Here is a 23,695-nt window from a genome sequence, read left to right as displayed (position 1 = left end):
TTAATTTCCCTGTTTTTATTCACTAAACTAGCTATTTTTTGCCTCTTTCGCTCTAAGCCTATCGAGCTTTTCAACTTTCTGGCGAATACGTTGGCGTTTTAACGGCGATAAGTAATCAACAAACAGCTTACCAACAAGGTGATCCATTTCATGTTGGATACAAATAGCCAATAAACCATCAGCTTCGAGTTCAAAAAGCTCGCCATTATAATCTAATGCACGGATTTTGACTTGCTCTGCTCGAGGAACAAACCCTTGCTGCTCAGGAATAGAAAGACATCCTTCTTCGATACCCGTTTCACCTGATTTATCTAATAATTCAGGATTGATAATCACTAAACGTTGGTCACGTGTTTCAGACACATCAATAACAATGATCCGCTGGTGGATATCGACTTGCGTAGCAGCGAGCCCAATACCTTCTTCCTCGTACATGGTATCGAACATATCATCTACAATGCGTTGAATTTGCGCATCAACTTTTTCGACTGGCTTAGCAATTGTGCGTAAGCGCTCGTCTGGATAATGTAATACGTTTAAGACTGACATAAATTTTTCGAGCGGTTTCCAAAAAGTGAATGGGAATTAATGCTTATTCTAGACATTTCTCGGGCATATTGACAGTATTGGTTATGATTTGTTCACTGAGGAACATATCTACTAATCAGTCAGGATGACGAAATGAACCTCCAAGAAATATGGTTAAGAATGTCTCTGGTAAGTCGGTTATTACCCATTCATGCAGTAGGCATTATTAATGAGCTAAAACAACTTAGTAAAATCAGTAATAGGGCTTTGCAACACTGTGGTTTAAACGAAATACAAAGGCTACAATTCCTTAATGTGCCAAAGCACCGATTGGAAAAAGTACAACAATGGTTAATGCATAAAAGTAATCAAATGATTACTTTTATAGACCCTCTTTATCCTTTTTTATTAAAACAGATCCATCACCCGCCACTTTTGCTTTTTGTGGTAGGAAGAAAAGAAATACTTGCAACGCAACAAATCGCTTTAGTTGGAAGTCGGCAAGCGAGTGACTATGGTAGAAAGTGGTCGACGGAGTTTGTTAAGGATTTTGTTCAATATGGGATGGCGATTACCAGCGGGCTTGCGTTAGGCATTGATGGGATAAGCCATAAGGCTGCACTTGATAACAATGGCGTGACTATTGCCGTTTTGGGTAGTGGCTTGGAAAATATTTATCCGAAACAACATGACGCGCTTGCTGAACAAATAAAAGAAAATGGGGCTCTCGTATCGGAATACTGGCCAGATACTCCACCATTACCCAAACAGTTTCCAAGACGAAATCGAATTATTAGCGGGTTAAGTAAAGTGGTAGTCGTCATAGAAGCGGGTATGAAAAGTGGCTCCTTAATTACAGCGCGTTATGCTATTGAGCAAAATCGTGACCTTTTTACGCTTCCTGCACCTCTTGGCAATCCTGCATTTGGTGGTAACCTCTGGTTATTGCAACAAGGCGCTTATTTATTAGTGGATGCTGAGGATATTTTACAGCATTTAAGGGATGGGCTAAATTGGGTCCAATCTGAGCGTCCCATCGATGCTTATAAGAACAATGACACGCTTCCCAAGCTTAGTTTGGTTGAAAATAAAATTTTTGATGTGGTGGGCTACCAAGTTACACCAGTGGATACTATTGCGACTCAAGTTCAGATGCCGATTACTCAAGTTGTTTCAATATTAACAGAAATGGAAATTAATGGTGTGATTCGCTCCTGCTCTGGTGGATATATCAGACTAAGTTAATTGATTGATTAAAAGTAAGAGAAAAAAATGTCGAAACAATTGCCTTTTGATACAGATAAAAACGAATATTGCCCAGAGTGTAATTCTTTGCTGGTGATCCGTAATAGTAGCCATGGGCCTTTTCTTGGATGCTCTAGTTATCCAGAATGTCACTATATGCGCCCATTGAGGCCAAGTATTGAAAGTCATGTTATCAAGGTGTTAGATGGGCAGCTTTGTCCTCAGTGTGGGCATGACCTGGTATTGAAACAAGGTCGGTTTGGTATGTTCATTGGTTGTAGTCATTACCCTGAATGTGAGCATATTGAGCTCATAGATAAACCAGATGAAACAAAAGTTCCTTGCCCACAATGCCAAAAAGGCAATTTACTCCAAAGAAAATCCCGTTTTGGGAAGACTTTTTATGCCTGTGATAACTACCCTAACTGTCAGTTTATTCTTAATAATAAGCCTACTGTTGGTAAATGTATGTTTTGTGAATATCCATTATTGATGGAAAAAAGAGGGGGACTGGGAGTAAGATTATTTTGTGCCAGCAAACGCTGCGGTAAGCAACAAGAAGAATAATGAGTTAAAACTATGTCAAATGAATCTACACCTGCAATTGAAAGTATTATTGTTTCGTTAAAACAAGAAAAAGTGATCGCCTATCCAACTGAAGCTGTTTTTGGTTTAGGTTGTGACCCTGATAGCGAGACGGCAGTTCATCAGCTTTTAGACCTTAAACAGCGTCCTTGGGAAAAAGGATTGATTCTCATAGCTGATACTTATGAGCAATTAAAAGATTACATCGATGATGCACAATTAACGGAAGAGCAAAAACAAGCGATGTTCGCGACATGGCCAGGGCCTGTGACATGGGTTATTCCAGCTAAAGCGACAACACCTAAATGGTTAACAGGGCGGTTTGATACACTAGCCGTGAGAGTTACCGACCATGCACTTGTCAAAAAACTTTGTCGTCATTATGGTAAGCCATTGGTATCAACAAGTGCCAATTTAAGCGGGTTTGAGCCATGCAGAACCACTGAAGAGGTTATTGCACAGTTTAATGACAGGGTGCCTGTGCTTGATGGAAATGTTGGTGGCCGCCAGAACCCATCTGAAATCAGGGATGCCAAGACAGGCGAATTGTATCGTAAAGGATAATATTAATGGAAATGTTTGCAGTCTTTGGAAATCCGATTCAGCACAGTAAATCACCGTTTATACATAAGATGTTTGCAGAACAAACGGGGATTACTCTTGAGTATGAAAAAATTTTAGCACCGATAGAAAACTTTGAAGAAAGTTTGGGCGTTTTTTTTTCACAAGGTGGAAAAGGCGCAAACATCACCTTGCCATTTAAGGAACGAGCTTTTTTAGTTGTTTCTGAGTTGACTGAGCGTGCTCAAATTTGTGGTGCGGTCAATACGGTGATGAAGCTTGATGATAACCGACTGCTTGGTGATAACACAGATGGGATGGGGTTACTGTTAGACTTACAACGTTTAGAATTTGTGCAGCCAAATAGTCGAGTACTCATCATCGGTGCTGGTGGAGCAACACGAGGTGCATTATTACCGCTTTTAGAGTTTGGTTGTGATATCACACTGACAAATAGAACGTTTTCTAAAGTAGAAACGTTAGTTAATGAGTTCTCCTCATTAGGCAAGATCCGAGGAAAAGCGCTCGAACAGATCGGCTCAGCAGATTTTGATCTGGTTATAAATGCGACGTCATCAGGTGTTAGTGGAGAGATCCCTGCGATTAACCCAATTGTTTTTACAAAGAAAATTGCTTGTTATGACATGTTTTATCAAGCAACATTAACACCTTTCCTTGAGTTTGCGCGTCAACATCAGGTGACAAAAATTGCTGATGGACTTGGGATGTTAGTTGGGCAAGCCGCATTTTCGTTCAAATTATGGCATGGTGTTCAACCAGAAATTACACCTGTTTTGTCTGCTTTATATAAGGAATTAAAAGGTGAATCAATTGATCCAATTCCCCGATAGGGAAGAATGGGATGAATCATCTGGGGTGGTGTGTTTCCCTGTGTTAATTAGCGGTCTACTTGCGGAATGCACTATTTCGCAAGCTCTTTTATTTCAACGATATGGTGAAGAAGAAACGGCATTAGTACTTTTTCAACAAAATCGATGGGATGTAGAAGAAGAGTTCGAAGCCTTGATCGCACAAGGCTTCGATGATGAAAATGGAATTTACGTATTATCAGAAGATAAATAATTATTTTTCCATTCAACATAATTATTGGCGGAATAACGTAAATGCGCGAGTTCAGCATCAGTCAGTTTCCTGATGGCTTTTGCTGGGCTGCCCATATATAAATAGCCAGATTCCAAACGCTTACCTTGAGTAACTAGACTATTCGCACCAATCACGACATCATCTTCTATTATAGCCCCATCAATTACGATTGAACCCATTCCGACTAATACTCGATTACCAATAGTGCAACCATGAAGCATAACTTTGTGCCCAACAGTGACATCTTCACCAATGATTAGTGGGTTTCCCTCTGGATTGCTGGCGGATTTATGTGTCACATGTAATACGGAGCCATCTTGAATATTCGTACGAGCACCAATAGCAATGTAGTTAACATCTCCACGTAAAACGGAAAGAGGCCAAATACTAACATCTTTAGCTAATCGTACATCACCAATAACCACTGAAGATGGATCGATAAAAACTCGTGGTTCAAGTGAAGGATAGATGCCCAAGTAAGATCGTAAAGGTTTATTCATATCAATAGCCATAAAAATGAAAAAGAAAGAATGATAAGTAACTTGTTAACTTATTATGAGTTAATGTACTAAATAAGTACGTCAAAGTAAGAATTATAGGTGGAAAATTGCTCTTTTTATAACCATTGTGAGGCTAAAAAAGGCAAGGTGGTGATTTTATCCTCAAACAGTGTTTTTTTTTAAAAAAAAGGTTGTGTAATTCTGCCACCTCCCTATAATGCGCATCCGTTGTCACGGCAAACCGCTTCGGTGGTGAGGTTAGAAAATAAAAGCCTTAAGCCAAACTTGAGAAAGTAAGTGATAACACGGTGTGAAGAAAGAAAAAGTTGAAAATAAACACTTGACTTTCTAAAAGAAAAACGTAATATACGTCACCTCGCAGCAACGACCCAGAAGGTCAAATTTCACGACGAAATGCTGCAACGCTCTTTAACAATTTATCAGACAATCTGTGTGGGCACTCACAGGACACTATCAAAAAAATATTTGATTTTAAGTCTTGAAGAGTGACTAACACGTTAATTCATATATATGAACTAATAGGTAATATGTTTTCGTAAGAAGACATACGGCAGTAAACATTCTTTGAGCATCAAGCTTTTTAATTGAAGAGTTTGATCATGGCTCAGATTGAACGCTGGCGGCAGGCCTAACACATGCAAGTCGAGCGGTAACAGGGGAAGCTTGCTTCTCGCTGACGAGCGGCGGACGGGTGAGTAATGTATGGGGATCTGCCCGATAGAGGGGGATAACTACTGGAAACGGTAGCTAATACCGCATAATCTCTAAGGAGCAAAGCAGGGGAACTTCGGTCCTTGCGCTATCGGATGAACCCATATGGGATTAGCTAGTAGGTGAGGTAATGGCTCACCTAGGCGACGATCCCTAGCTGGTCTGAGAGGATGATCAGCCACACTGGGACTGAGACACGGCCCAGACTCCTACGGGAGGCAGCAGTGGGGAATATTGCACAATGGGCGCAAGCCTGATGCAGCCATGCCGCGTGTATGAAGAAGGCCCTAGGGTTGTAAAGTACTTTCAGTCGGGAGGAAGGCGTTGATGCTAATATCATCAACGATTGACGTTACCGACAGAAGAAGCACCGGCTAACTCCGTGCCAGCAGCCGCGGTAATACGGAGGGTGCAAGCGTTAATCGGAATTACTGGGCGTAAAGCGCACGCAGGCGGTTGATTAAGTTAGATGTGAAATCCCCGGGCTTAACCTGGGAATGGCATCTAAGACTGGTCAGCTAGAGTCTTGTAGAGGGGGGTAGAATTCCATGTGTAGCGGTGAAATGCGTAGAGATGTGGAGGAATACCGGTGGCGAAGGCGGCCCCCTGGACAAAGACTGACGCTCAGGTGCGAAAGCGTGGGGAGCAAACAGGATTAGATACCCTGGTAGTCCACGCTGTAAACGATGTCGATTTGAAGGTTGTTCCCTTGAGGAGTGGCTTTCGGAGCTAACGCGTTAAATCGACCGCCTGGGGAGTACGGCCGCAAGGTTAAAACTCAAATGAATTGACGGGGGCCCGCACAAGCGGTGGAGCATGTGGTTTAATTCGATGCAACGCGAAGAACCTTACCTACTCTTGACATCCAGAGAACTTAGCAGAGATGCTTTGGTGCCTTCGGGAACTCTGAGACAGGTGCTGCATGGCTGTCGTCAGCTCGTGTTGTGAAATGTTGGGTTAAGTCCCGCAACGAGCGCAACCCTTATCCTTTGTTGCCAGCGATTCGGTCGGGAACTCAAAGGAGACTGCCGGTGATAAACCGGAGGAAGGTGGGGATGACGTCAAGTCATCATGGCCCTTACGAGTAGGGCTACACACGTGCTACAATGGCGTATACAAAGAGAAGCGACCTCGCGAGAGCAAGCGGAACTCATAAAGTACGTCGTAGTCCGGATTGGAGTCTGCAACTCGACTCCATGAAGTCGGAATCGCTAGTAATCGTAGATCAGAATGCTACGGTGAATACGTTCCCGGGCCTTGTACACACCGCCCGTCACACCATGGGAGTGGGTTGCAAAAGAAGTAGGTAGCTTAACCTTCGGGAGGGCGCTTACCACTTTGTGATTCATGACTGGGGTGAAGTCGTAACAAGGTAACCGTAGGGGAACCTGCGGTTGGATCACCTCCTTACCATTGAAGTGTTTTTGTGAAGTGCTCACACAGATTGTCTGATAGAAAGTAGAGCAATAGGCTATACGTGGGAGACTTATTCGCAAGAATAGGGCTTACATGAAAAGCGCAAAAAGTTTTTGTGATTTTCGTGTCCCCTTCGTCTAGAGGCCTAGGACACCGCCCTTTCACGGCGGTAACAGGGGTTCGAATCCCCTAGGGGACGCCAATTGCGCCGATATCGAGTGAAAGACGATGTCCCCAATAATGATTAAGCCAATTATGTAGATAGTTGGTTTAACAATTATGCTCTTTAACAATCTGGAACAAGCTGAAAATTGAAAACAACGCACATTGTTTATCGCTTAAACAATGTGAGAGTCTCTCAAAAATCTCAACTTGAAGTGTTTTTCAAGCACACAAGCGAGTGGCATGAGCGAGCAGTGTGAAATTCAAGGCGGCTAGCGCACAGCAAGCGCAGCGTACAATAGTACGTGAGCATTGCGAGCACTACCCAACGAAGAAGTTCACCCCGCACAGCCATGACGTTACGTGTCGTCTGATAAAAAGACACCTTCGGGTTGTGAGGTTAAGCGACTAAGCGTACACGGTGGATGCCTAGGCAATCAGAGGCGATGAAGGACGTGCTAATCTGCGAAAAGCGTCGGTAAGGTGATATGAACCGTTATAACCGACGATATCCGAATGGGGAAACCCAGTGCAATTCGTTGCACTATCGTTTGATGAATACATAGTCAAACGAGGCGAACCGAGGGAACTGAAACATCTCAGTACCTCGAGGAAAAGAAATCAACCGAGATTCCCCTAGTAGCGGCGAGCGAACGGGGAGCAGCCCAGAGTCTTAATCAGCATTAGCATCAGGAGAACAGTCTGGAAAGGCTGGCAGTAAAGGGTGATAGCCCCGTATCCGAAGGTGTTGGTGTTGTGAACTCGACGAGTAGGGCGGGACACGTGTTATCCTGTCTGAATATGGGGGGACCATCCTCCAAGGCTAAATACTCCTGATTGACCGATAGTGAACCAGTACCGTGAGGGAAAGGCGAAAAGAACCCCGGCGAGGGGAGTGAAATAGAACCTGAAACCGTGTACGTACAAGCAGTGGGAGCACCCTTCGGGGTGTGACTGCGTACCTTTTGTATAATGGGTCAGCGACTTATATTCTGTAGCAAGGTTAACCGTATAGGGGAGCCGTAGGGAAACCGAGTCTTAACTGGGCGAATGAGTTGCAGGGTATAGACCCGAAACCCGGTGATCTAGCCATGGGCAGGTTGAAGGTTGGGTAACACTAACTGGAGGACCGAACCGACTAATGTTGAAAAATTAGCGGATGACTTGTGGCTGGGGGTGAAAGGCCAATCAAACCGGGAGATAGCTGGTTCTCCCCGAAAGCTATTTAGGTAGCGCCTCGTGAACTCATCTTCGGGGGTAGAGCACTGTTTCGACTAGGGGGTCATCCCGACTTACCAACTCGATGCAAACTACGAATACCGAAGAATGTTATCACGGGAGACACACGGCGGGTGCTAACGTTCGTCGTGAAGAGGGAAACAACCCAGACCGCCAGCTAAGGTCCCAAAGTCATAGTTAAGTGGGAAACGAAGTGGGAAGGCTCAGACAGCCAGGATGTTGGCTTAGAAGCAGCCATCATTTAAAGAAAGCGTAATAGCTCACTGGTCGAGTCGGCCTGCGCGGAAGATGTAACGGGGCTAAACTATGCACCGAAGCTGCGGCAGCGATATTTAGATATTGTTGGGTAGGGGAGCGTTCTGTAAGCCTGTGAAGGTGTACTGTGAGGTATGCTGGAGGTATCAGAAGTGCGAATGCTGACATAAGTAACGATAATGCGGGTGAAAAACCCGCACGCCGGAAGACCAAGGGTTCCTGTCCAACGTTAATCGGGGCAGGGTGAGTCGACCCCTAAGGCGAGGCAGAAATGCGTAGTCGATGGGAAACGGGTTAATATTCCCGTACTGGTGATAATTGCGATGGGGGGACGGAGAAGGTTAGGCTGGCCGGGCGACGGTTGTCCCGGTTTAAGGATGTAGGCAGGTGAATTAGGCAAATCCGATTCACTATATGCTGAGGTCTGATGACGAGTCACTACGGTGGCGAAGTAGCTCATACCCCGCTTCCAGGAAAAGCCTCTAAGCTCTAGATTATCATTAATCGTACCCCAAACCGACACAGGTGGTCAGGTAGAGAATACTCAGGCGCTTGAGAGAACTCGGGTGAAGGAACTAGGCAAAATGGTGCCGTAACTTCGGGAGAAGGCACGCTGGCATTAGGTGAAGTGGTTTACCCATGGAGCTGAAGCCAGTCGCAGATACCAGCTGGCTGCAACTGTTTATTAAAAACACAGCACTGTGCAAACACGAAAGTGGACGTATACGGTGTGACGCCTGCCCGGTGCTGGAAGGTTAATTGATGGGGTTATCCGTAAGGAGAAGCTCTTGATCGAAGCCCCAGTAAACGGCGGCCGTAACTATAACGGTCCTAAGGTAGCGAAATTCCTTGTCGGGTAAGTTCCGACCTGCACGAATGGCGTAATGATGGCCAGGCTGTCTCCACCCGAGACTCAGTGAAATTGAACTCGCTGTGAAGATGCAGTGTACCCGCGGCAAGACGGAAAGACCCCGTGAACCTTTACTATAGCTTGACACTGAACATTGAGCCTTGATGTGTAGGATAGGTGGGAGGCTTTGAAGCGTGGACGCCAGTCTGCGTGGAGCCAACCTTGAAATACCACCCTTTAATGTTTGATGTTCTAACGTTGCCCCATTATCTGGGGTGCGGACAGTGTCTGGTGGGTAGTTTGACTGGGGCGGTCTCCTCCCAAAGAGTAACGGAGGAGCACGAAGGTTGGCTAAGCATGGTCGGACATCATGCGGTTAGTGCAAAGGCATAAGCCAGCTTGACTGCGAGAGTGACGGCTCGAGCAGGTACGAAAGTAGGTCTTAGTGATCCGGTGGTTCTGAATGGAAGGGCCATCGCTCAACGGATAAAAGGTACTCCGGGGATAACAGGCTGATACCGCCCAAGAGTTCATATCGACGGCGGTGTTTGGCACCTCGATGTCGGCTCATCACATCCTGGGGCTGAAGTAGGTCCCAAGGGTACGGCTGTTCGCCGTTTAAAGTGGTACGCGAGCTGGGTTTAGAACGTCGTGAGACAGTTCGGTCCCTATCTGCCGTGGGCGTTGGAAGATTGAAAGGGGCTGCTCCTAGTACGAGAGGACCGGAGTGGACGCACCACTGGTGTTCGGGTTGTCATGCCAATGGCATTGCCCGGTAGCTAAGTGCGGAAAAGATAACCGCTGAAAGCATCTAAGCGGGAAACTTGCCTTGAGATGAGTCTTCCCTGACCCTTTAAGGGTCCTAAAGGAACGTTTAAGACTAAGACGTTGATAGGTTGGGTGTGTAAGCGTAGCGATACGTTGAGCTAACCAATACTAATGAACCGTGAGGCTTAACCTGACAACACCGAAGGTGTTTTAGAGAGACGAGATAGTTTTCGAATGTGGGTGAGAAGCCGAAAGGTGACGGACACAGCAGCTTGTTCAAGATTGATGTTCTGGTTTAGCGAAGAAAAGCGCTGAACGGGAACGAACCGAATTTGTCTGGCGGCAATAGCGCGGTGGTCCCACCTGACCCCATGCCGAACTCAGCAGTGAAACGCCGTAGCGCCGATGGTAGTGTGGGGTCTCCCCATGTGAGAGTAGGGAACTGCCAGACATTAATTAAAAGTTTATTGCTCAATAGCAGTAAGCTGCCGAAAGGCAAAAGAATAAGTGGAGCGGTAGTTCAGTTGGTTAGAATACCTGCCTGTCACGCAGGGGGTCGCGGGTTCGAGTCCCGTCCGTTCCGCCACTTAATTTAGGGGCGTAGTTCAATTGGTAGAGCACCGGTCTCCAAAACCGGGTGTTGGGAGTTCGAGTCTCTCCGCCCCTGCCAGTTACCAATTAAGTAATAATAAAAGAAGTATCTATTGATAACCCGGTTATATTAATCGGGTTTTTCTTTATCTAAATTTTACGAACACCCTTTCATTATTGCTCCTTGTTTATTATTACCACTCTTGCTTTCTTCAAATTCTCACAGAAATGCCATTAATTATCACTTTTTGGTGATTGATATATAATCAAATTACTCTATCGTATTAGTATGACACTCGATTCTTACTTATCTCTCTGGTCAGTTATATTTGAATATCAAGGACAGGGCGATATCAGAATAAAGAAATCCGCGCTTCTGCATTTTGCTAAAAGGATTCAGAAAATTAAATTAAGGGTAAGGGTGCGATTGGAGTTAGTACGCCCTTATTTATCAATAAAAACCTATCTTAGGCTCTATTTTAATAGCTTTTGAGTTCACCTTAAGCAGATAGAATATGTTTTAGGGTATTTAATACCATCATCGAGAAACAGAATGAGCAAATAATTCATTTTGCTTAATTAGTTTCGTGCAACGGCGCATTTTTTATTGGTGTTTTAATTAATTGATTAATAAGAGCCTGTTGATCATTTTTTTGTAACCATACGGCATAGAGTGGCTTACTTATAGGGGATTCTGACAGCGTTTTTAGTGCAGGATATTGATGTATCCAATGTGCGGGTAAAAATGCCGCTGAAAGCGATACAGGAAGTAATTGACGGGTAATATGAGCGGATGTCGTGATCATCACTGGTGTATCATCTTGAGTTAGTGCAGATTCATTTTTTGGATGAAAATCAGCCCCCCACTCTAGTTTTATGTAATTGTAATTTGTCAAAGCAATATTTTTTTGTGAAGCCATTAGTTGCAGCTCGATAGTTCCAATAATCGTACTTTCGAACTCATCCATTTTTGGCGGCTCAGTGGCAATTAGCAAATCTAATTCTCTTGAGTGTAGCTGTTTTACGAGAGACTGTCGGGTCGACACTCGAGCTTCTAATCGTAATTCATCATGCTGAGTATAAAGCGCTTCCACCCAGTCAGTGAGGTAGCCTTCCCATAGAGAAGCGGTAGCACCGATTGAAAGCTCTGTATGCTGTGATGCGTGAGAAATTTCTTTTTTGGCTTGTAACCAGGTGTTCATCAACGATTCAGCATACGGTACTAATCGCTCACCAGCGGCGGTTAATCGAATATTATTTCTATGGCGAGTGAATAAACTGGTGCCAAGTTGAGTTTCTAACTGTCGGATACGAAAGCTGACAGCAGATTGCGTTAAGTAGAGTGATTCCGCTGCTCTACCAAAGTGCCTAGTCTTGCTTACCTCTAAAAAAGTTCTCAATAACTCGCTGTCCACATACATCTCCAATTATTTTTGTCGTGATGATTTAAATGTTTTGTTTTACAGATTGTCAATGCTGTCTAATACTCCGCGCCATATAGAGTTTGACTGCAATAAGTTAGGAGTGTGTCAGATGGCAGATAGCTTCATCACGACTAATCGTTTTTTTGATAATAAGCATTACCCACGTGGCTTTTCTCGTCATGGTGATTTCACCATTAAAGAAGCTCAGTTGCTTGAACGCCTAGGTCAAGCTTTTAACGAGCTTGATACAGGTAAACGTGCTGCACAAACTGACGAGGAAAAACTCTTCGTTGCTGTTTGCCGCGGTGAGCGTGAGCCAGTTACTCCAGAAGAAAAAGTTTGGGTAAAATATTCTAGTCGTATTAATCGTCCAAAACGCTTCCACACGCTATCTGGCGGTAAACCACAGATAGATCCTTCGGAAGACTATACTGATACAGATGACTAATATCACCATCGTATAAGATAAGGGACTTCGGTCCCTTTATTTTGTACGGTGGAGCATATTTTATTTCTCCTCTCCTCAGCTTACTTGTTTTTGCAAATGAAGCAATAACTTATCCATTGCTCTGTAGCCAAGAGCTTCTAATAAATGCACTCGTTCAATATTTGAGCATTCCTTGAGATCTGCAATGGTTCGAGAAACCTTTAAAATCTTATGCCAAGCTCGGATAGAAAGACCTAATTTGTTTAGTGCATGTTCTAAGAATAAAGCGTCTTTAGAGTTGAGAGCGCAAAACTGTGTCACTTCTCTTGATGTTAGTAAAGAATTGATTTTCCCTGCCCGTGCTAACTGTTTATTTCTTGCGTCAATGACGCGCTGTTGTATTTGCTCGCTAGTTTCTCCTTGAGGGTTTGGGGTGCTGAGTGAACCTATAGGCAACAAAGGAATTTCAATGGAAAGGTCAAATCGGTCCAAGAATGGGCCTGATATGCGGGAAAGGTAACGTAGAATAGATATTGGTGAGGAACGGCTCATTGCACCTTGATAATGCCCTGTTGGACTTGGATTTAGTGCGGCAATAAGTTGAAAATTGGCAGGGTAACAGACTTTTGCTTTTGCCCTAGAGATACTAATTTCTTTTGACTCAAGAGGTTCTCTTAATGAATCTAAGACAGCACGGCTAAACTCGGGTAATTCATCTAAAAATAAAATACCGTGATGAGCGAGTGATATTTCCCCTGGTTTAGGAAGTGAGCCACCACCGATTAGCGCTGCCACTGATGCACTATGATGAGGAGCTCTAAATGGCCTCATTGGCCAATCTATAGCACTTTGAGTAGCTTGACTTAAACTATGTAGCGAAGCGACTTCTAGTGCTTCCTGAGGCGTAAGAGCGGGTAATAGTGTAATGAGCCTGCTAGCTAACATTGTTTTACCTGTTCCAGGAGGCCCTAAAAGGAGTAAATGGTGTCCTCCTGCAGCACAAATTTCAAGTGCTCGCTTACCCTGTTCTTGGCCAATAATATCGTTGATGTTATCTTCATTTTTAGCTGATGGGGGGGGTTGATTTATCTGGTAGTTAAACTCAAGCTCATTGTTTCCATTAAAATAATGGCAAAGTTCTAGCAGAGAACTTACAAACTGAACGCTTTTATTGGGTAATAAATTTAATTGATGCCGATTTTTAGTTGAAATGATTAATATGCGTTGTTGTTTTAATGCGGCTTGTGCCGCAGGAATAGCACTATTGACGTAACGAATATCACCAGAAAGTGCCAGTTCACCTAAAAATTCATGTTTTTTTAATGCATCATGTGGGATCTGGCCTGATGAGGCGAGTATCGCAATTGCAATAGCAAGGTCGTAGCGACCACTTTCTTTTGGTAAATCAGCGGGTGCTAAATTTACCGTTATTTTTTTTGCGGGATATTCAAACCCACTATTGAGTAGCGCACTCCTGACTCTATCCCTGGATTCTTTGACGGCTGTTTCGGGTAAACCGACTAATGTTAGCCCTGGAAGCCCATTACTAATATGAGCTTCAACAGTGACAAGTGGTGCTTCCATGCCTATCGAAGCTCTAGTGTAAACAATCGCTAGTGCCATAAAACCTCCGATATAAATAACAGAGTAATATTCTGTTAAAAACTAGCTGATATTTAATGGATAAAAATACTATTTGCGAAGCCACTCGATAATTTATTTGTTTAGTGACTTAGCTGTTTCATTTTTTTGGGGGGTGCTCTGAGGGGTTGGTATATCTCGGCTTGATGTTTTTTTTGTCATTGTGCATTTTGATAAAGCATTGGATACGCTAAAGAAAAAATAATCAATTGGGAGAAGTGAGATTGAACCATTTTTATTAAAAGGTCATGGGGGATACAGCTGATTATGCTATCTAATTCATGGGTAATTACTGCTTTCTTACTATTCTTATAGCATATTGTTCCGTTTTTTACTTAACTGCATGAATTTATTTAAGATAAATATTTTGATAATAAATAACCTAAATAAAAGTTGTCAAAATGATTTTAAAATGATACCTCTTTAATAAGGACAACAAATAAAGTTAAAAAAGTAAAACTCATGAACGCATTTATCCAAGCAGTTAGCCTAATTATTATTAGCGTGGTGGTGATTATTATCCCACCGTGCGGGGCTGCACTTGGACGACGAAGGCTAAAATAACAGCCAGATCTTACGAGAACCCCGCACCGAAAGGCGCGGGGTTTTTTTTGACACAAATTTTGTTAATCCAAAAAAATATACAAAACATAATAAATACAAACAGATAAAAAGTAGGCAGACAGGAGAGAAGCATGAACGGAGCACAATGGTTGGTTCAGGCGTTGCGAACTCAGGGAGTTGATACGGTTTTTGGCTATCCTGGGGGAGCAATTATGCCAGTTTATGATGCATTGTATGATGGGGGTGTAGAACATTTACTGTGTAGACATGAACAAGGTGCGGTTATTGCAGCAATTGGATATGCACGCTCAACGGGTAAAACGGGAGTTTGTATCGCGACATCAGGCCCTGGTGCAACAAACGTTATAACAGGATTAGCAGATGCATTGTTAGATTCTGTTCCCGTTGTCGCCATTACTGGTCAAGTGGCTTCTGAATTTATTGGGACGGATGCTTTTCAGGAAATTGATGTTTTAGGTTTGTCTCTGGCTTGTACAAAACATAGCTTTTTAGTTGAATCGATAGAAGATTTGCCTCGCATTCTTGCTGAAGCTTTCGCAATCGCAAATAGTGGGCGTCCAGGACCTGTACTGATTGATATTCCGAAAGATATTCAGCTACAACACGCAGAGCTATCACCGTTCTTAATGCCAGTAGAGCAAGAAATGTCATTCCCTGAGATTGAGATACAGCAAGCGAGAGCATTGTTGGAACAATCAGAAAAACCCATGTTATACATCGGTGGTGGTGTAGGGATGTCGGGTGCGGTTTCGGAGTTAAGGGAATTTATCGCCTACACTGGCTTACCCTCTGTTTCAACATTAAAAGGGTTAGGCGCGCCAGATCCAGCAGATGAAAATTACTTGGGAATGTTAGGCATGCATGGCACGAAAGCCGCTAACATTTCTGTTCAACGCTGTGATTTGCTTATCGCCGTCGGAGCACGTTTTGATGATCGTGTCACTGGGAAATTAAATACCTTTGCACCAAATGCCAAAGTCATTCATATCGATATCGACCACGTTGAATTGGATAAATTGCGCCAAACCCATGTAGCCTTACACGGTGATGCGAAAGTGTTATTGCCAAAGTTAATGCTGAAAAAAGCCATTGCACCATGGCAAGCCGAGGTTCAGCAGCTGAAAACAGAATTTGGTTGGCGTTATGACCACCCAGGTGAACCTATTTATGCACCACTCTTATTGAAACAACTGTCCGATAAAATGAAACCGAACACGGTTGTTACAACGGATGTAGGGCAACATCAAATGTGGTCAGCGCAGCATATTACGGTGGATGCCCCTGAAAATTTCTTAACATCAAGCGGTTTGGGCACGATGGGTTTTGGTATTCCCGCTGCTATTGGCGCGCAAGTAGCGAGACCTGAAGATACCGTTGTTTGCGTGTCTGGGGACGGCTCGTTCATGATGAATGTTCAAGAATTAGGCACCATCAAACGCAAACAATTGCCTGTCAAAATTCTGTTATTGGATAATCAACGCTTAGGCATGGTTCGCCAATGGCAAGAGTTGTTCTTTGAACAACGTTACAGCGAAACGATATTAACAGATAACCCCGATTTTGTTGCTTTAGCCAGTGCGTTTGGCATTAAAGGGCAGCGTATTACGGATAAGTCGCAAGTAAATGCAGCATTAGATGAATTATTGAATAGCGAAGGTGCCTATCTATTACAGGTATCAATTAATGAATTAGAAAACGTCTGGCCGCTGGTTCCACCAGGGGCGAGTAATGAAAAAATGATGGAGAAACCATTATGATGCAACATCAACTCTCGATATTGGCCCGTTTCCGTCCTGAGGTTTTAGAGCGTATATTAAGGGTCACTCGCCATCGTGGATTTAAGATAAATGCCATGAATATGGGACAATCATCAGATGGCGATAATGTTAATATTGAACTGACTGTAAGTAGTCAGAGGCCGTTAACCCAGCTTTGCGCTCAGTTAACGAAGCTTTCCGACATTACAGAAGTTGAAGTGCTACAACAAGAATCACGACTATTACGCACACAAAGTGCAATGTAAGGAAGATTAAAATGACTAAGAAAGCTGACTTTATTTGGTTTAACGGTGAAATGACGCCATGGGCTGATGCAAAGGTTCATGTTATGTCTCATGCTCTGCATTATGGTACATCAGTGTTTGAAGGCGTCCGTTGCTATGATTCTCACAAAGGGCCTGTCGTTTTCCGCCACCGTGAGCATATGCAACGTTTGCACGATTCTGCAAAAATTTACCGTATGCCTGTCAGCTATAGCGTAGAAGAGTTAATGGAAGCGTGTCGTGCGACTTTACGCAAAAATAACTTAGTCAGTGCGTATATCCGGCCATTAGTTTTTATTGGTGATGTTGGCATGGGGGTTAACCCACCAGATGGTTATAACACTGACGTCATCTTAGCTGCCTTCCCGTGGGGTGCTTATTTAGGTGAAGAAGCCCTAGATCAGGGAATTGATGCGATGGTTTCTTCATGGAATCGCGTTGCACCGAATACCATTCCTACTGGCGCAAAAGCAGGTGGTAACTATTTATCATCTTTATTAGTGGGGAGCGAAGCACGTCGTCATGGTTATCAAGAAGGTATCGCTTTAGACGTTCATGGGTATCTCTCTGAAGGTGCTGGGGAAAATATTTTTGAAGTGAAAGATGGAATTTTATATACGCCTCCGTTCACATCATCTGCATTACCAGGTATTACTCGTGATGCGATCTTAACCTTAGCAAAAGATATGGGTATTGAAGTCCGTGAGCAAACACTATCACGTGAATCTCTCTACCTTGCGGATGAAGTCTTTATGACGGGTACTGCAGCAGAAATTACCCCTGTACGCAGCGTTGATGGTATCCAAGTAGGTATTGGTCGTTGTGGCCCAGTGACTAAACAAATTCAACAAGCATTCTTCGGTTTATTTAATGGTACAACGGAAGACAAATGGGGCTGGTTAGATCCAGTAAACCCTCAATAACTAAATTGAAATAGATGTTACAGGCGGACGTTCCCCGCCTGTTTTTAAACACGGGAGTTAAAGATATGCCTAAGTACCGTTCAGCAACAACAACACATGGTCGTAATATGGCGGGGGCACGCGCATTGTGGCGAGCAACTGGAATGACCGATGCTGATTTTGGAAAACCCATTATTGCAGTTGTTAACTCATTCACTCAGTTTGTACCTGGTCACGTACATTTACGCGATCTTGGCAAACTGGTTGCAGAGCAAATTGAAAACGCAGGCGGCGTAGCGAAAGAGTTTAATACAATTGCGGTTGATGATGGGATTGCCATGGGGCATGGCGGAATGCTGTATTCCTTACCTTCCCGTGAATTAATTGCCGATTCTGTCGAGTATATGGTTAATGCGCACTGTGCGGACGCTATGGTGTGTATTTCTAACTGCGATAAAATTACCCCAGGTATGTTAATGGCGTCATTACGTCTTAATATCCCAGTTATTTTTGTTTCTGGCGGTCCGATGGAAGCAGGGAAAACCAAGCTTTCAGACCAAATTATTAAATTGGATTTAGTCGATGCGATGATCCAGGGGGCAAACCCGAATGTGAGTGATGCAGATAGCGAACAAATCGAACGTTCTGCTTGCCCAACCTGTGGTTCATGCTCTGGTATGTTTACGGCTAACTCCATGAACTGCTTAACTGAAGCATTAGGGTTATCTCAGCCAGGTAATGGCTCGTTATTAGCGACTCACGCTGACCGCGAGACCTTATTTATCAACGCAGGTAAACGTATTGTCGAGCTAACGAAACGCTATTACGAAAAAGATGATGAAAGTGCGTTACCTCGTAATATTGCCAATAAAGCGGCGTTTGAAAATGCCATGACCCTTGATATTGCGATGGGGGGCTCGACGAATACCGTTCTTCACTTGCTGGCAGCAGCACAAGAGGCTGATGTTGATTTTACGATGGAGGATATTGACCGTTTGTCTCGTCAAGTTCCGCATTTATGCAAAGTGGCACCAAGCACACAAAAATACCATATGGAAGATGTTCACCGTGCAGGTGGGGTTATTGGTATTTTAGGGGAGCTGAGCCGCGCAGGCTTACTGCAAGAAAATGTCACTAATATTTTAGGGCTGACTTTCCAAGAAACATTGGCGCAGTATGATGTCATGCTGACGAAAGACGAAAGTGTTAAGTCTATGTTTTCCGCAGGCCCTGCAGGTATTCGTACCACCAAAGCATTTTCACAAAATTGCCGTTGGCCTTCGCTGGATACTGACCGTGAAAATGGCTGTATCCGTAATATTCAGAATGCTTATAGTTTGGATGGTGGTCTTGCTGTCTTATCTGGAAATATTGCGGAAGATGGCTGTATCGTCAAAACAGCTGGGGTTGATGAGGGTAGCTTAACGTTCCGTGGCCCTGCAAAAGTATTTGAAAGCCAAGATGATGCAGTTGAATCCATCTTAGGTGGTAAAATCGTTGAAGGTGATGTGGTAGTGATCCGCTACGAAGGGCCAAAAGGTGGGCCAGGCATGCAGGAAATGTTGTACCCAACGTCCTACCTGAAATCAATGGGCTTGGGTAAAAGCTGCGCGCTTATCACTGATGGCCGTTTCTCGGGTGGTAGTTCAGGTTTGTCTATTGGCCATATTTCGCCAGAAGCAGCCAGTGGCGGCTTATTAGCTCTGGTTCAAGATGGCGATATTATTGATATCAATATTCCAAAAAGAACGATGGTGCTGGATGTCAGTGAAAGCGAACTTAACCAACGGCGTGAGGCGGAATTAGCCCGTGGTGATAAGGCCTTTACTCCACGCGATCGTCAGCGCGAAGTGTCTTTTGCACTGCGTGCCTACGCTTCCTTAGCAACTAGTGCAGACAAAGGCGCTGTGCGCGATAAGTCAAAATTAGGGGGCTGATGTGGCAGCGGCAAAACCATTACCCGCAGCACCTACAAGTGCTGATTATTTAAAGGCGGCGCTGAGTGCGCCAGTCTATGAAGCGGCTCAAGTTACGCCGCTTCAGCAAATGGATAAATTATCTGCACGTTTAGGCAATACAATTTTAGTTAAACGTGAAGACAGGCAGCCTGTACACAGTTTTAAGTTACGTGGGGCTTACGCCATGATCGCAACGTTAACGGAAGAGCAGAAAGCCAAAGGCGTTGTGACGGCATCAGCGGGGAATCATGCTCAAGGTGTCGCCCTGTCGGCAAGCCGTGTGGGTGTTAAAGCCAAAATTGTCATGCCAGTGGCAACCGCAGATATCAAAGTGGATGCAGTTCGTAGCTTTGGTGGTGAAGCCATTTTACACGGTGCAAACTTTGATGAAGCAAAAGCGAAAGCGATCACGATGGCGGCAGAAGAGGGATATACCTTTGTCCCGCCTTTTGATCACCCATCGGTAATTGCTGGGCAAGCCACTATTGCGCTGGAATTATTACAGCAAGACGTGCATCTCGACCGTATTTTCATCCCTGTTGGCGGGGGCGGTTTAATCGCGGGTGTGGCGGTTATCATCAAACAATTAATGCCTGAAATTAAAATCATTGGTGTCGAAGCGGAAGATGCAGCGTGTTTGAAAGCGGCGTTAGAAGCGGGTCACCCCGTTGATTTACCTCGTGTCGGGTTATTTGCGGAAGGTGTCGCAGTTAAACGTATTGGTGATGAAACGTTTAGATTGTGCCAACAATATGTCGATGATGTCATCACTGTGGATAGCGACTCTATCTGTGCAGCACTGAAAGATATTTTTGAAGATGTTCGCGCAATTGCAGAACCATCAGGCGCTTTAGCACTGGCAGGGCTGAAAAAATATGTCCAACAACATAACATCAAAGGTGAGCGTTTAGCGCATATTTTGTCTGGTGCGAACATGAATTTCCATGGGCTGCGTTATGTATCTGAGCGCTGTGAGATTGGAGAACAACGCGAAGCGCTGTTGGCGGTGACGATCCCTGAGGAAAAAGGCAGTTTCTTACGCTTTTGCCAGCTATTAGGCCACCGCGCAATCACGGAGTTTAATTACCGTTATACGGATGTAGACCCTGATCGTGCCTGTATTTTCGTTGGGGTGCGCTTAAGTGGTCGTGATGGTGAACGTGAAGAAATTATCCAAGAACTCAGAAGCAATGGCTATGATGTTGATGATTTATCTGATGATGAAATGGCGAAGCTTCATGTACGTTACATGATTGGCGGTCGACCATCTAAACCGTTAGATGAAAGACTGTATAGCTTTGAATTTCCAGAGTCTCCAGGAGCGTTACTGCGATTTTTAGAGACGCTTGGAACCCACTGGAATATTACGCTTTTTCATTACCGCAGCCATGGCACGGATTATGGACGAGTGCTGGCGGCATTTGAACTTGCGGGGCCAGAAGTGCGCTTTGATAGGCACCTTGATGCACTAGGATACGAGTACCACGACGAGACGGGCAATCCTTCTTTTCGTTTTTTCCTAGCGCCACAAGATAGTCAAAAAACCTTAGATTGAGTTGTCTGGGAGTAGCTCCCAAAATGCTTTAATTAGCGGCTCACTTAGGCGTTTGCTTAATAGGCAAACGCCGAGTTCGAAGGGTTCCACCATTGAAATATTGTCGAGCTGTGAGATACGGCTACGGACAGGCTCAGGACTATTATCCACAACGACACTTGGGATCAACGCGATACCACAACCAAGTGCAACCATAGATACAATCGCTTCATGGCCAGACACTGTGGCGTAAATCACAGGGTTATTGATGTGATGGCGGCGAAACCATAATTCGATACGTTTTCGTGATGGGCCATGTTCTGGCAGGATAAACGGTACCGTTGACCAATCAGGTTCTGCTTCAGTCACCATCGAACGTACAGCACAAGGCAGTGATGGTGCAATGAGCACCAATGGGATTTCACCAATTTTTGTGAAACGCACATTGTCGGGTAAACGCTCAGGTTTGCCTGCAATACCAAGGTCTGCCTCATGGGTTTCCACTTTTTCTACCGCATCCGCGGCATCGCCAGTGGTGAGCTTTATTTCGACTAATGGGTGCAAAGCACGGAATTTATCTAAAACTTGTGGTAAATGACTGTATGCGGCAGTGACTGAGCAAAAAAGATGCAACTCACCACTGAGAGATGGGCTTTGTTGGTTAAGGGCATGCTGCAGTTGCTGATATTGCAACAAAGTTTGCTGGGCAAATTGTTTTAGGTGCTCCCCTGCTTGTGTGAGTTTTACCGAACGATTATCACGGACAAATAATGGGTGACCCAATTGCTCTTCTAGGCGCTGGATTTGTCGAGACAGCGTTGAAGGGCTGACATGCATGGCTTTAGAGGTACGGCCAAAGTGGCAGCTCTGTGCTAAATGCAAAAAAAGTTTCAGATCACGAATATCCATTTTGCCCTCGGATAAAGTCATTAACTACGTTGCGAATATTGCAACATTGTATTGTTAATATATCAATTTAAGCAATGCGAAACATCGCATATAGTAAATCCATAAACGCTTAAAAATAAGCGACAGGCAAATTGATTGCCTGACATAACGAACACAACAGAACAATGGAGTATGACAATGGCGAATTATTTTAACACATTGAATTTGCGTGAGCAGTTAGCTCAGTTAGGCAAGTGCCGCTTTATGAAACGTGAAGAATTTGCGGACGAAGCTGGCTACCTGAAAGGGAAAAAAATCGTCATCGTCGGTTGTGGTGCACAAGGTCTGAACCAAGGCCTGAACATGCGTGACTCTGGTTTAGATATCGCTTATGCATTACGCGCAGAAGCGATTAGTGAAAAACGTGCTTCATGGCGCAAAGCCACTGAAAATGGCTTTAAAGTGGGTACGTATGAAGAATTGATCCCAACGGCAGACTTAGTTGTTAACTTAACGCCAGACAAACAACACTCTACCGTTGTTCGTGCTGTTCAGCCTATGATGAAACAAGGTGCAGCACTGGGTTATTCACACGGTTTCAACATTGTTGAGGTTGGTGAAGAAATCCGTAAAGATATTACTGTTGTGATGGTTGCACCAAAATGCCCAGGTACGGAAGTTCGTGAAGAATACAAACGTGGTTTCGGGGTTCCAACTCTGATTGCTGTTCACCCAGAAAATGACCCGAAAGGCGAGGGGATGGCGATTGCTAAAGCATGGGCGGCTGCCACAGGTGGCCATCGTGCAGGTGTTCTGGAATCCTCATTTGTTGCGGAAGTTAAGTCTGACCTGATGGGTGAGCAAACCATTCTGTGTGGTATGTTGCAAGCAGGTGCATTACTGAGCTACGACAAAATGGTTGCAGACGGTGTTGAGCCAGGCTATGCCGGTAAATTGATTCAATTTGGTTGGGAGACTATCACAGAAGCGCTGAAACAAGGTGGTATCACGCTGATGATGGATCGTTTATCTAACCCTGCGAAAGTCCGCGCATATGCGTTGTCTGAGCAACTGAAAACCATCATGGCACCACTGTTCCAAAAACACATGGATGACATTATTTCAGGTGAGTTCTCATCAACAATGATGGCTGACTGGGCAAATGACGATAAAAACTTGCTGACATGGCGTGAAGAGACAGGCAAAACAGCATTCGAAAATTACCCTGAATATGCAGGCAAAATTGCAGAACAAGAATATTTTGACCATGGCGTTCTGTTAGTTGCGATGGTTAAAGCGGGTGTTGAGCTGGCGTTCGATACGATGTTAGAAGCGGGTATCTTAGAGGAATCAGCATACTACGAGTCTCTGCATGAACTGCCACTGATTGCGAACACCATTGCGCGTAAGCGTTTATATGAAATGAACGTGGTTATTTCAGACACGGCGGAATACGGTAACTACCTGTTCTCATTTGCAGCTGTGCCGATGCTGAAAGACTTCATGACCAAATTACAAGCGGGCGATTTAGCGAAGCCAGTTGCTGATAATGGCACAGACAACGCGCAGTTACGTGATATCAATGAAGCAATCCGTAATCATCCTATCGAGAAAATCGGTAAGACGTTACGTGGTTATATGACGGATATGAAGAAGATTTCAGTTGGAAGTTAATTTTTCGTCACTCTTCGCGTGATAGGTGCGTTGGCTACACTCGGTTACCCAAGTCACATACTCATGTATGCTCCTTGGGATAACC

The 23,695-nt window shown here is 44.3% G+C and carries 18 protein-coding genes, 3 tRNA genes and 3 rRNA genes; 19 read left to right on the top strand and 5 right to left on the bottom strand.

Annotated elements, in window-relative coordinates:
• Positions 1-27 precede the first annotated feature (27 nt).
• Entirely contained in the window at positions 28-549 is a 522-nt protein-coding gene (gene def, locus M1F05_RS19980) for a peptide deformylase (RefSeq protein WP_206086928.1), read from the bottom strand.
• Positions 550-681: 132 nt separating this feature from the next.
• Between def and dprA the strand changes: the two genes are divergently transcribed.
• From dprA to M1F05_RS19955, 5 genes are read left to right on the top strand one after another with little or no spacing between them, the layout of a single operon-like run.
• Complete coding sequence (gene dprA, locus M1F05_RS19975) at positions 682-1,773, top strand: DNA-processing protein DprA (RefSeq protein WP_206086929.1); 1,092 nt, start codon at positions 682-684, stop codon at positions 1,771-1,773.
• A gap of 27 nt (positions 1,774-1,800) precedes the next feature.
• A complete protein-coding gene (locus tag M1F05_RS19970; RefSeq protein WP_206086930.1) occupies positions 1,801-2,340 on the top strand; it encodes a type I DNA topoisomerase in 540 nt (179 codons plus the stop codon).
• Positions 2,341-2,352: 12 nt separating this feature from the next.
• Complete coding sequence (gene tsaC, locus M1F05_RS19965; RefSeq protein ID WP_206086931.1) at positions 2,353-2,922, top strand: L-threonylcarbamoyladenylate synthase type 1 TsaC; 570 nt, start codon at positions 2,353-2,355, stop codon at positions 2,920-2,922.
• A 5-nt stretch (positions 2,923-2,927) separates the two neighbouring features.
• Positions 2,928-3,770, top strand: coding sequence for a shikimate dehydrogenase (gene aroE, locus M1F05_RS19960; RefSeq protein WP_206086932.1), 843 nt, complete (start codon positions 2,928-2,930; stop codon positions 3,768-3,770).
• Positions 3,742-4,002: a DUF1488 domain-containing protein gene (locus M1F05_RS19955; protein WP_206086933.1), complete on the top strand. Its 261-nt coding sequence runs from the start codon at positions 3,742-3,744 to the stop codon at positions 4,000-4,002. The genes aroE and M1F05_RS19955 overlap by 29 nt, the downstream gene beginning before the upstream one ends.
• Here the strand turns inward: M1F05_RS19955 and M1F05_RS19950 are convergent.
• Entirely contained in the window at positions 3,978-4,523 is a 546-nt protein-coding gene (locus M1F05_RS19950) for a gamma carbonic anhydrase family protein (RefSeq protein WP_206086934.1), read from the bottom strand. The genes M1F05_RS19955 and M1F05_RS19950 overlap by 25 nt on opposite strands.
• 602 nt (positions 4,524-5,125) lie before the next feature.
• Between M1F05_RS19950 and M1F05_RS19945 the strand changes: the two genes are divergently transcribed.
• The 6 genes from M1F05_RS19945 (at position 5,126) to M1F05_RS19920 (ending at position 10,615) form a co-directional block, all read left to right on the top strand.
• A 16S ribosomal RNA gene (locus M1F05_RS19945) occupies positions 5,126-6,665 on the top strand.
• Positions 6,666-6,797: 132 nt separating this feature from the next.
• A tRNA-Glu gene (locus M1F05_RS19940) sits at positions 6,798-6,873 on the top strand.
• A 358-nt stretch (positions 6,874-7,231) separates the two neighbouring features.
• A 23S ribosomal RNA gene (locus M1F05_RS19935) occupies positions 7,232-10,138 on the top strand.
• A 142-nt stretch (positions 10,139-10,280) separates the two neighbouring features.
• Positions 10,281-10,396: ribosomal RNA gene (gene rrf / locus M1F05_RS19930) — 5S ribosomal RNA — on the top strand.
• Together the 16S, 23S and 5S rRNA genes with 3 tRNA genes alongside form the textbook arrangement of a ribosomal RNA operon.
• A gap of 58 nt (positions 10,397-10,454) precedes the next feature.
• Positions 10,455-10,531: transfer RNA gene (locus tag M1F05_RS19925), tRNA-Asp, on the top strand.
• Between the two features lie 8 nt (positions 10,532-10,539).
• Positions 10,540-10,615, top strand: a tRNA-Trp gene (locus M1F05_RS19920).
• Between the two features lie 496 nt (positions 10,616-11,111).
• Here M1F05_RS19920 and hdfR read toward each other — a convergent pair.
• The gene (gene hdfR / locus M1F05_RS19915; protein WP_206083047.1) at positions 11,112-11,957 is read right to left on the bottom strand and encodes an HTH-type transcriptional regulator HdfR; all 846 of its coding nucleotides are present in this window, start codon (positions 11,955-11,957) and stop codon (positions 11,112-11,114) included.
• 112 nt (positions 11,958-12,069) lie between these two features.
• Between hdfR and M1F05_RS19910 the strand changes: the two genes are divergently transcribed.
• The gene (locus M1F05_RS19910; protein WP_206083048.1) at positions 12,070-12,408 is read left to right on the top strand and encodes a DUF413 domain-containing protein; all 339 of its coding nucleotides are present in this window, start codon (positions 12,070-12,072) and stop codon (positions 12,406-12,408) included.
• Positions 12,409-12,483: 75 nt separating this feature from the next.
• On the opposite strand, the gene M1F05_RS19905 is transcribed toward M1F05_RS19910, so the two are convergent.
• The gene (locus M1F05_RS19905) at positions 12,484-14,010 is read right to left on the bottom strand and encodes a YifB family Mg chelatase-like AAA ATPase (RefSeq protein WP_206083050.1); all 1,527 of its coding nucleotides are present in this window, start codon (positions 14,008-14,010) and stop codon (positions 12,484-12,486) included.
• Between the two features lie 480 nt (positions 14,011-14,490).
• On the opposite strand from M1F05_RS19905, the gene ilvL reads away from it, so the two are divergent.
• The 6 genes from ilvL to ilvA all read left to right on the top strand — a co-directional run bounded on the left by ilvL (position 14,491) and on the right by ilvA (position 21,069).
• Positions 14,491-14,592: an ilv operon leader peptide gene (gene ilvL / locus M1F05_RS19900; RefSeq protein WP_071524553.1), complete on the top strand. Its 102-nt coding sequence runs from the start codon at positions 14,491-14,493 to the stop codon at positions 14,590-14,592.
• A gap of 131 nt (positions 14,593-14,723) precedes the next feature.
• Positions 14,724-16,370, top strand: a complete 1,647-nt coding sequence (gene ilvG, locus M1F05_RS19895) for an acetolactate synthase 2 catalytic subunit (RefSeq protein WP_206083052.1) — start codon at positions 14,724-14,726, stop codon at positions 16,368-16,370.
• Positions 16,367-16,636, top strand: a complete 270-nt coding sequence (gene ilvM / locus M1F05_RS19890) for an acetolactate synthase 2 small subunit (protein WP_206083054.1) — start codon at positions 16,367-16,369, stop codon at positions 16,634-16,636. Before ilvG ends, ilvM begins: the two co-directional genes overlap by 4 nt.
• Before the next feature lie 11 nt (positions 16,637-16,647).
• Positions 16,648-17,577, top strand: a complete 930-nt coding sequence (locus M1F05_RS19885) for a branched-chain amino acid transaminase (RefSeq protein ID WP_206083055.1) — start codon at positions 16,648-16,650, stop codon at positions 17,575-17,577.
• 65 nt (positions 17,578-17,642) lie between these two features.
• The gene (gene ilvD, locus M1F05_RS19880) at positions 17,643-19,493 is read left to right on the top strand and encodes a dihydroxy-acid dehydratase (protein ID WP_206083056.1); all 1,851 of its coding nucleotides are present in this window, start codon (positions 17,643-17,645) and stop codon (positions 19,491-19,493) included.
• Between the two features lies 1 nt (position 19,494).
• Positions 19,495-21,069: a threonine ammonia-lyase, biosynthetic gene (gene ilvA, locus M1F05_RS19875; RefSeq protein WP_206083057.1), complete on the top strand. Its 1,575-nt coding sequence runs from the start codon at positions 19,495-19,497 to the stop codon at positions 21,067-21,069.
• On the opposite strand, the gene ilvY is transcribed toward ilvA, so the two are convergent.
• A complete protein-coding gene (gene ilvY, locus M1F05_RS19870) occupies positions 21,061-21,957 on the bottom strand; it encodes an HTH-type transcriptional activator IlvY (protein WP_206083058.1) in 897 nt (298 codons plus the stop codon). The two genes, ilvA and ilvY, sit on opposite strands and share 9 nt — an antisense overlap.
• Positions 21,958-22,134: 177 nt before the next feature.
• Here ilvY and ilvC point away from each other — a divergent pair, with 177 nt between their 5' ends.
• Positions 22,135-23,610 carry a ketol-acid reductoisomerase gene (gene ilvC / locus M1F05_RS19865; RefSeq protein ID WP_206083059.1) on the top strand — a complete coding sequence of 492 codons (1,476 nt, stop codon included), beginning with the start codon at positions 22,135-22,137 and terminating at the stop codon, positions 23,608-23,610.
• Positions 23,611-23,695: the final 85 nt, after the last annotated feature.

Source organism: Providencia sp. PROV252 (assembly GCF_033676005.1).
GTDB lineage: Bacteria > Pseudomonadota > Gammaproteobacteria > Enterobacterales > Enterobacteriaceae > Providencia > Providencia vermicola.
Note: the sequence above shows the minus strand (reverse complement) of the source record. Positions and strands in the feature narration are given on the sequence as shown.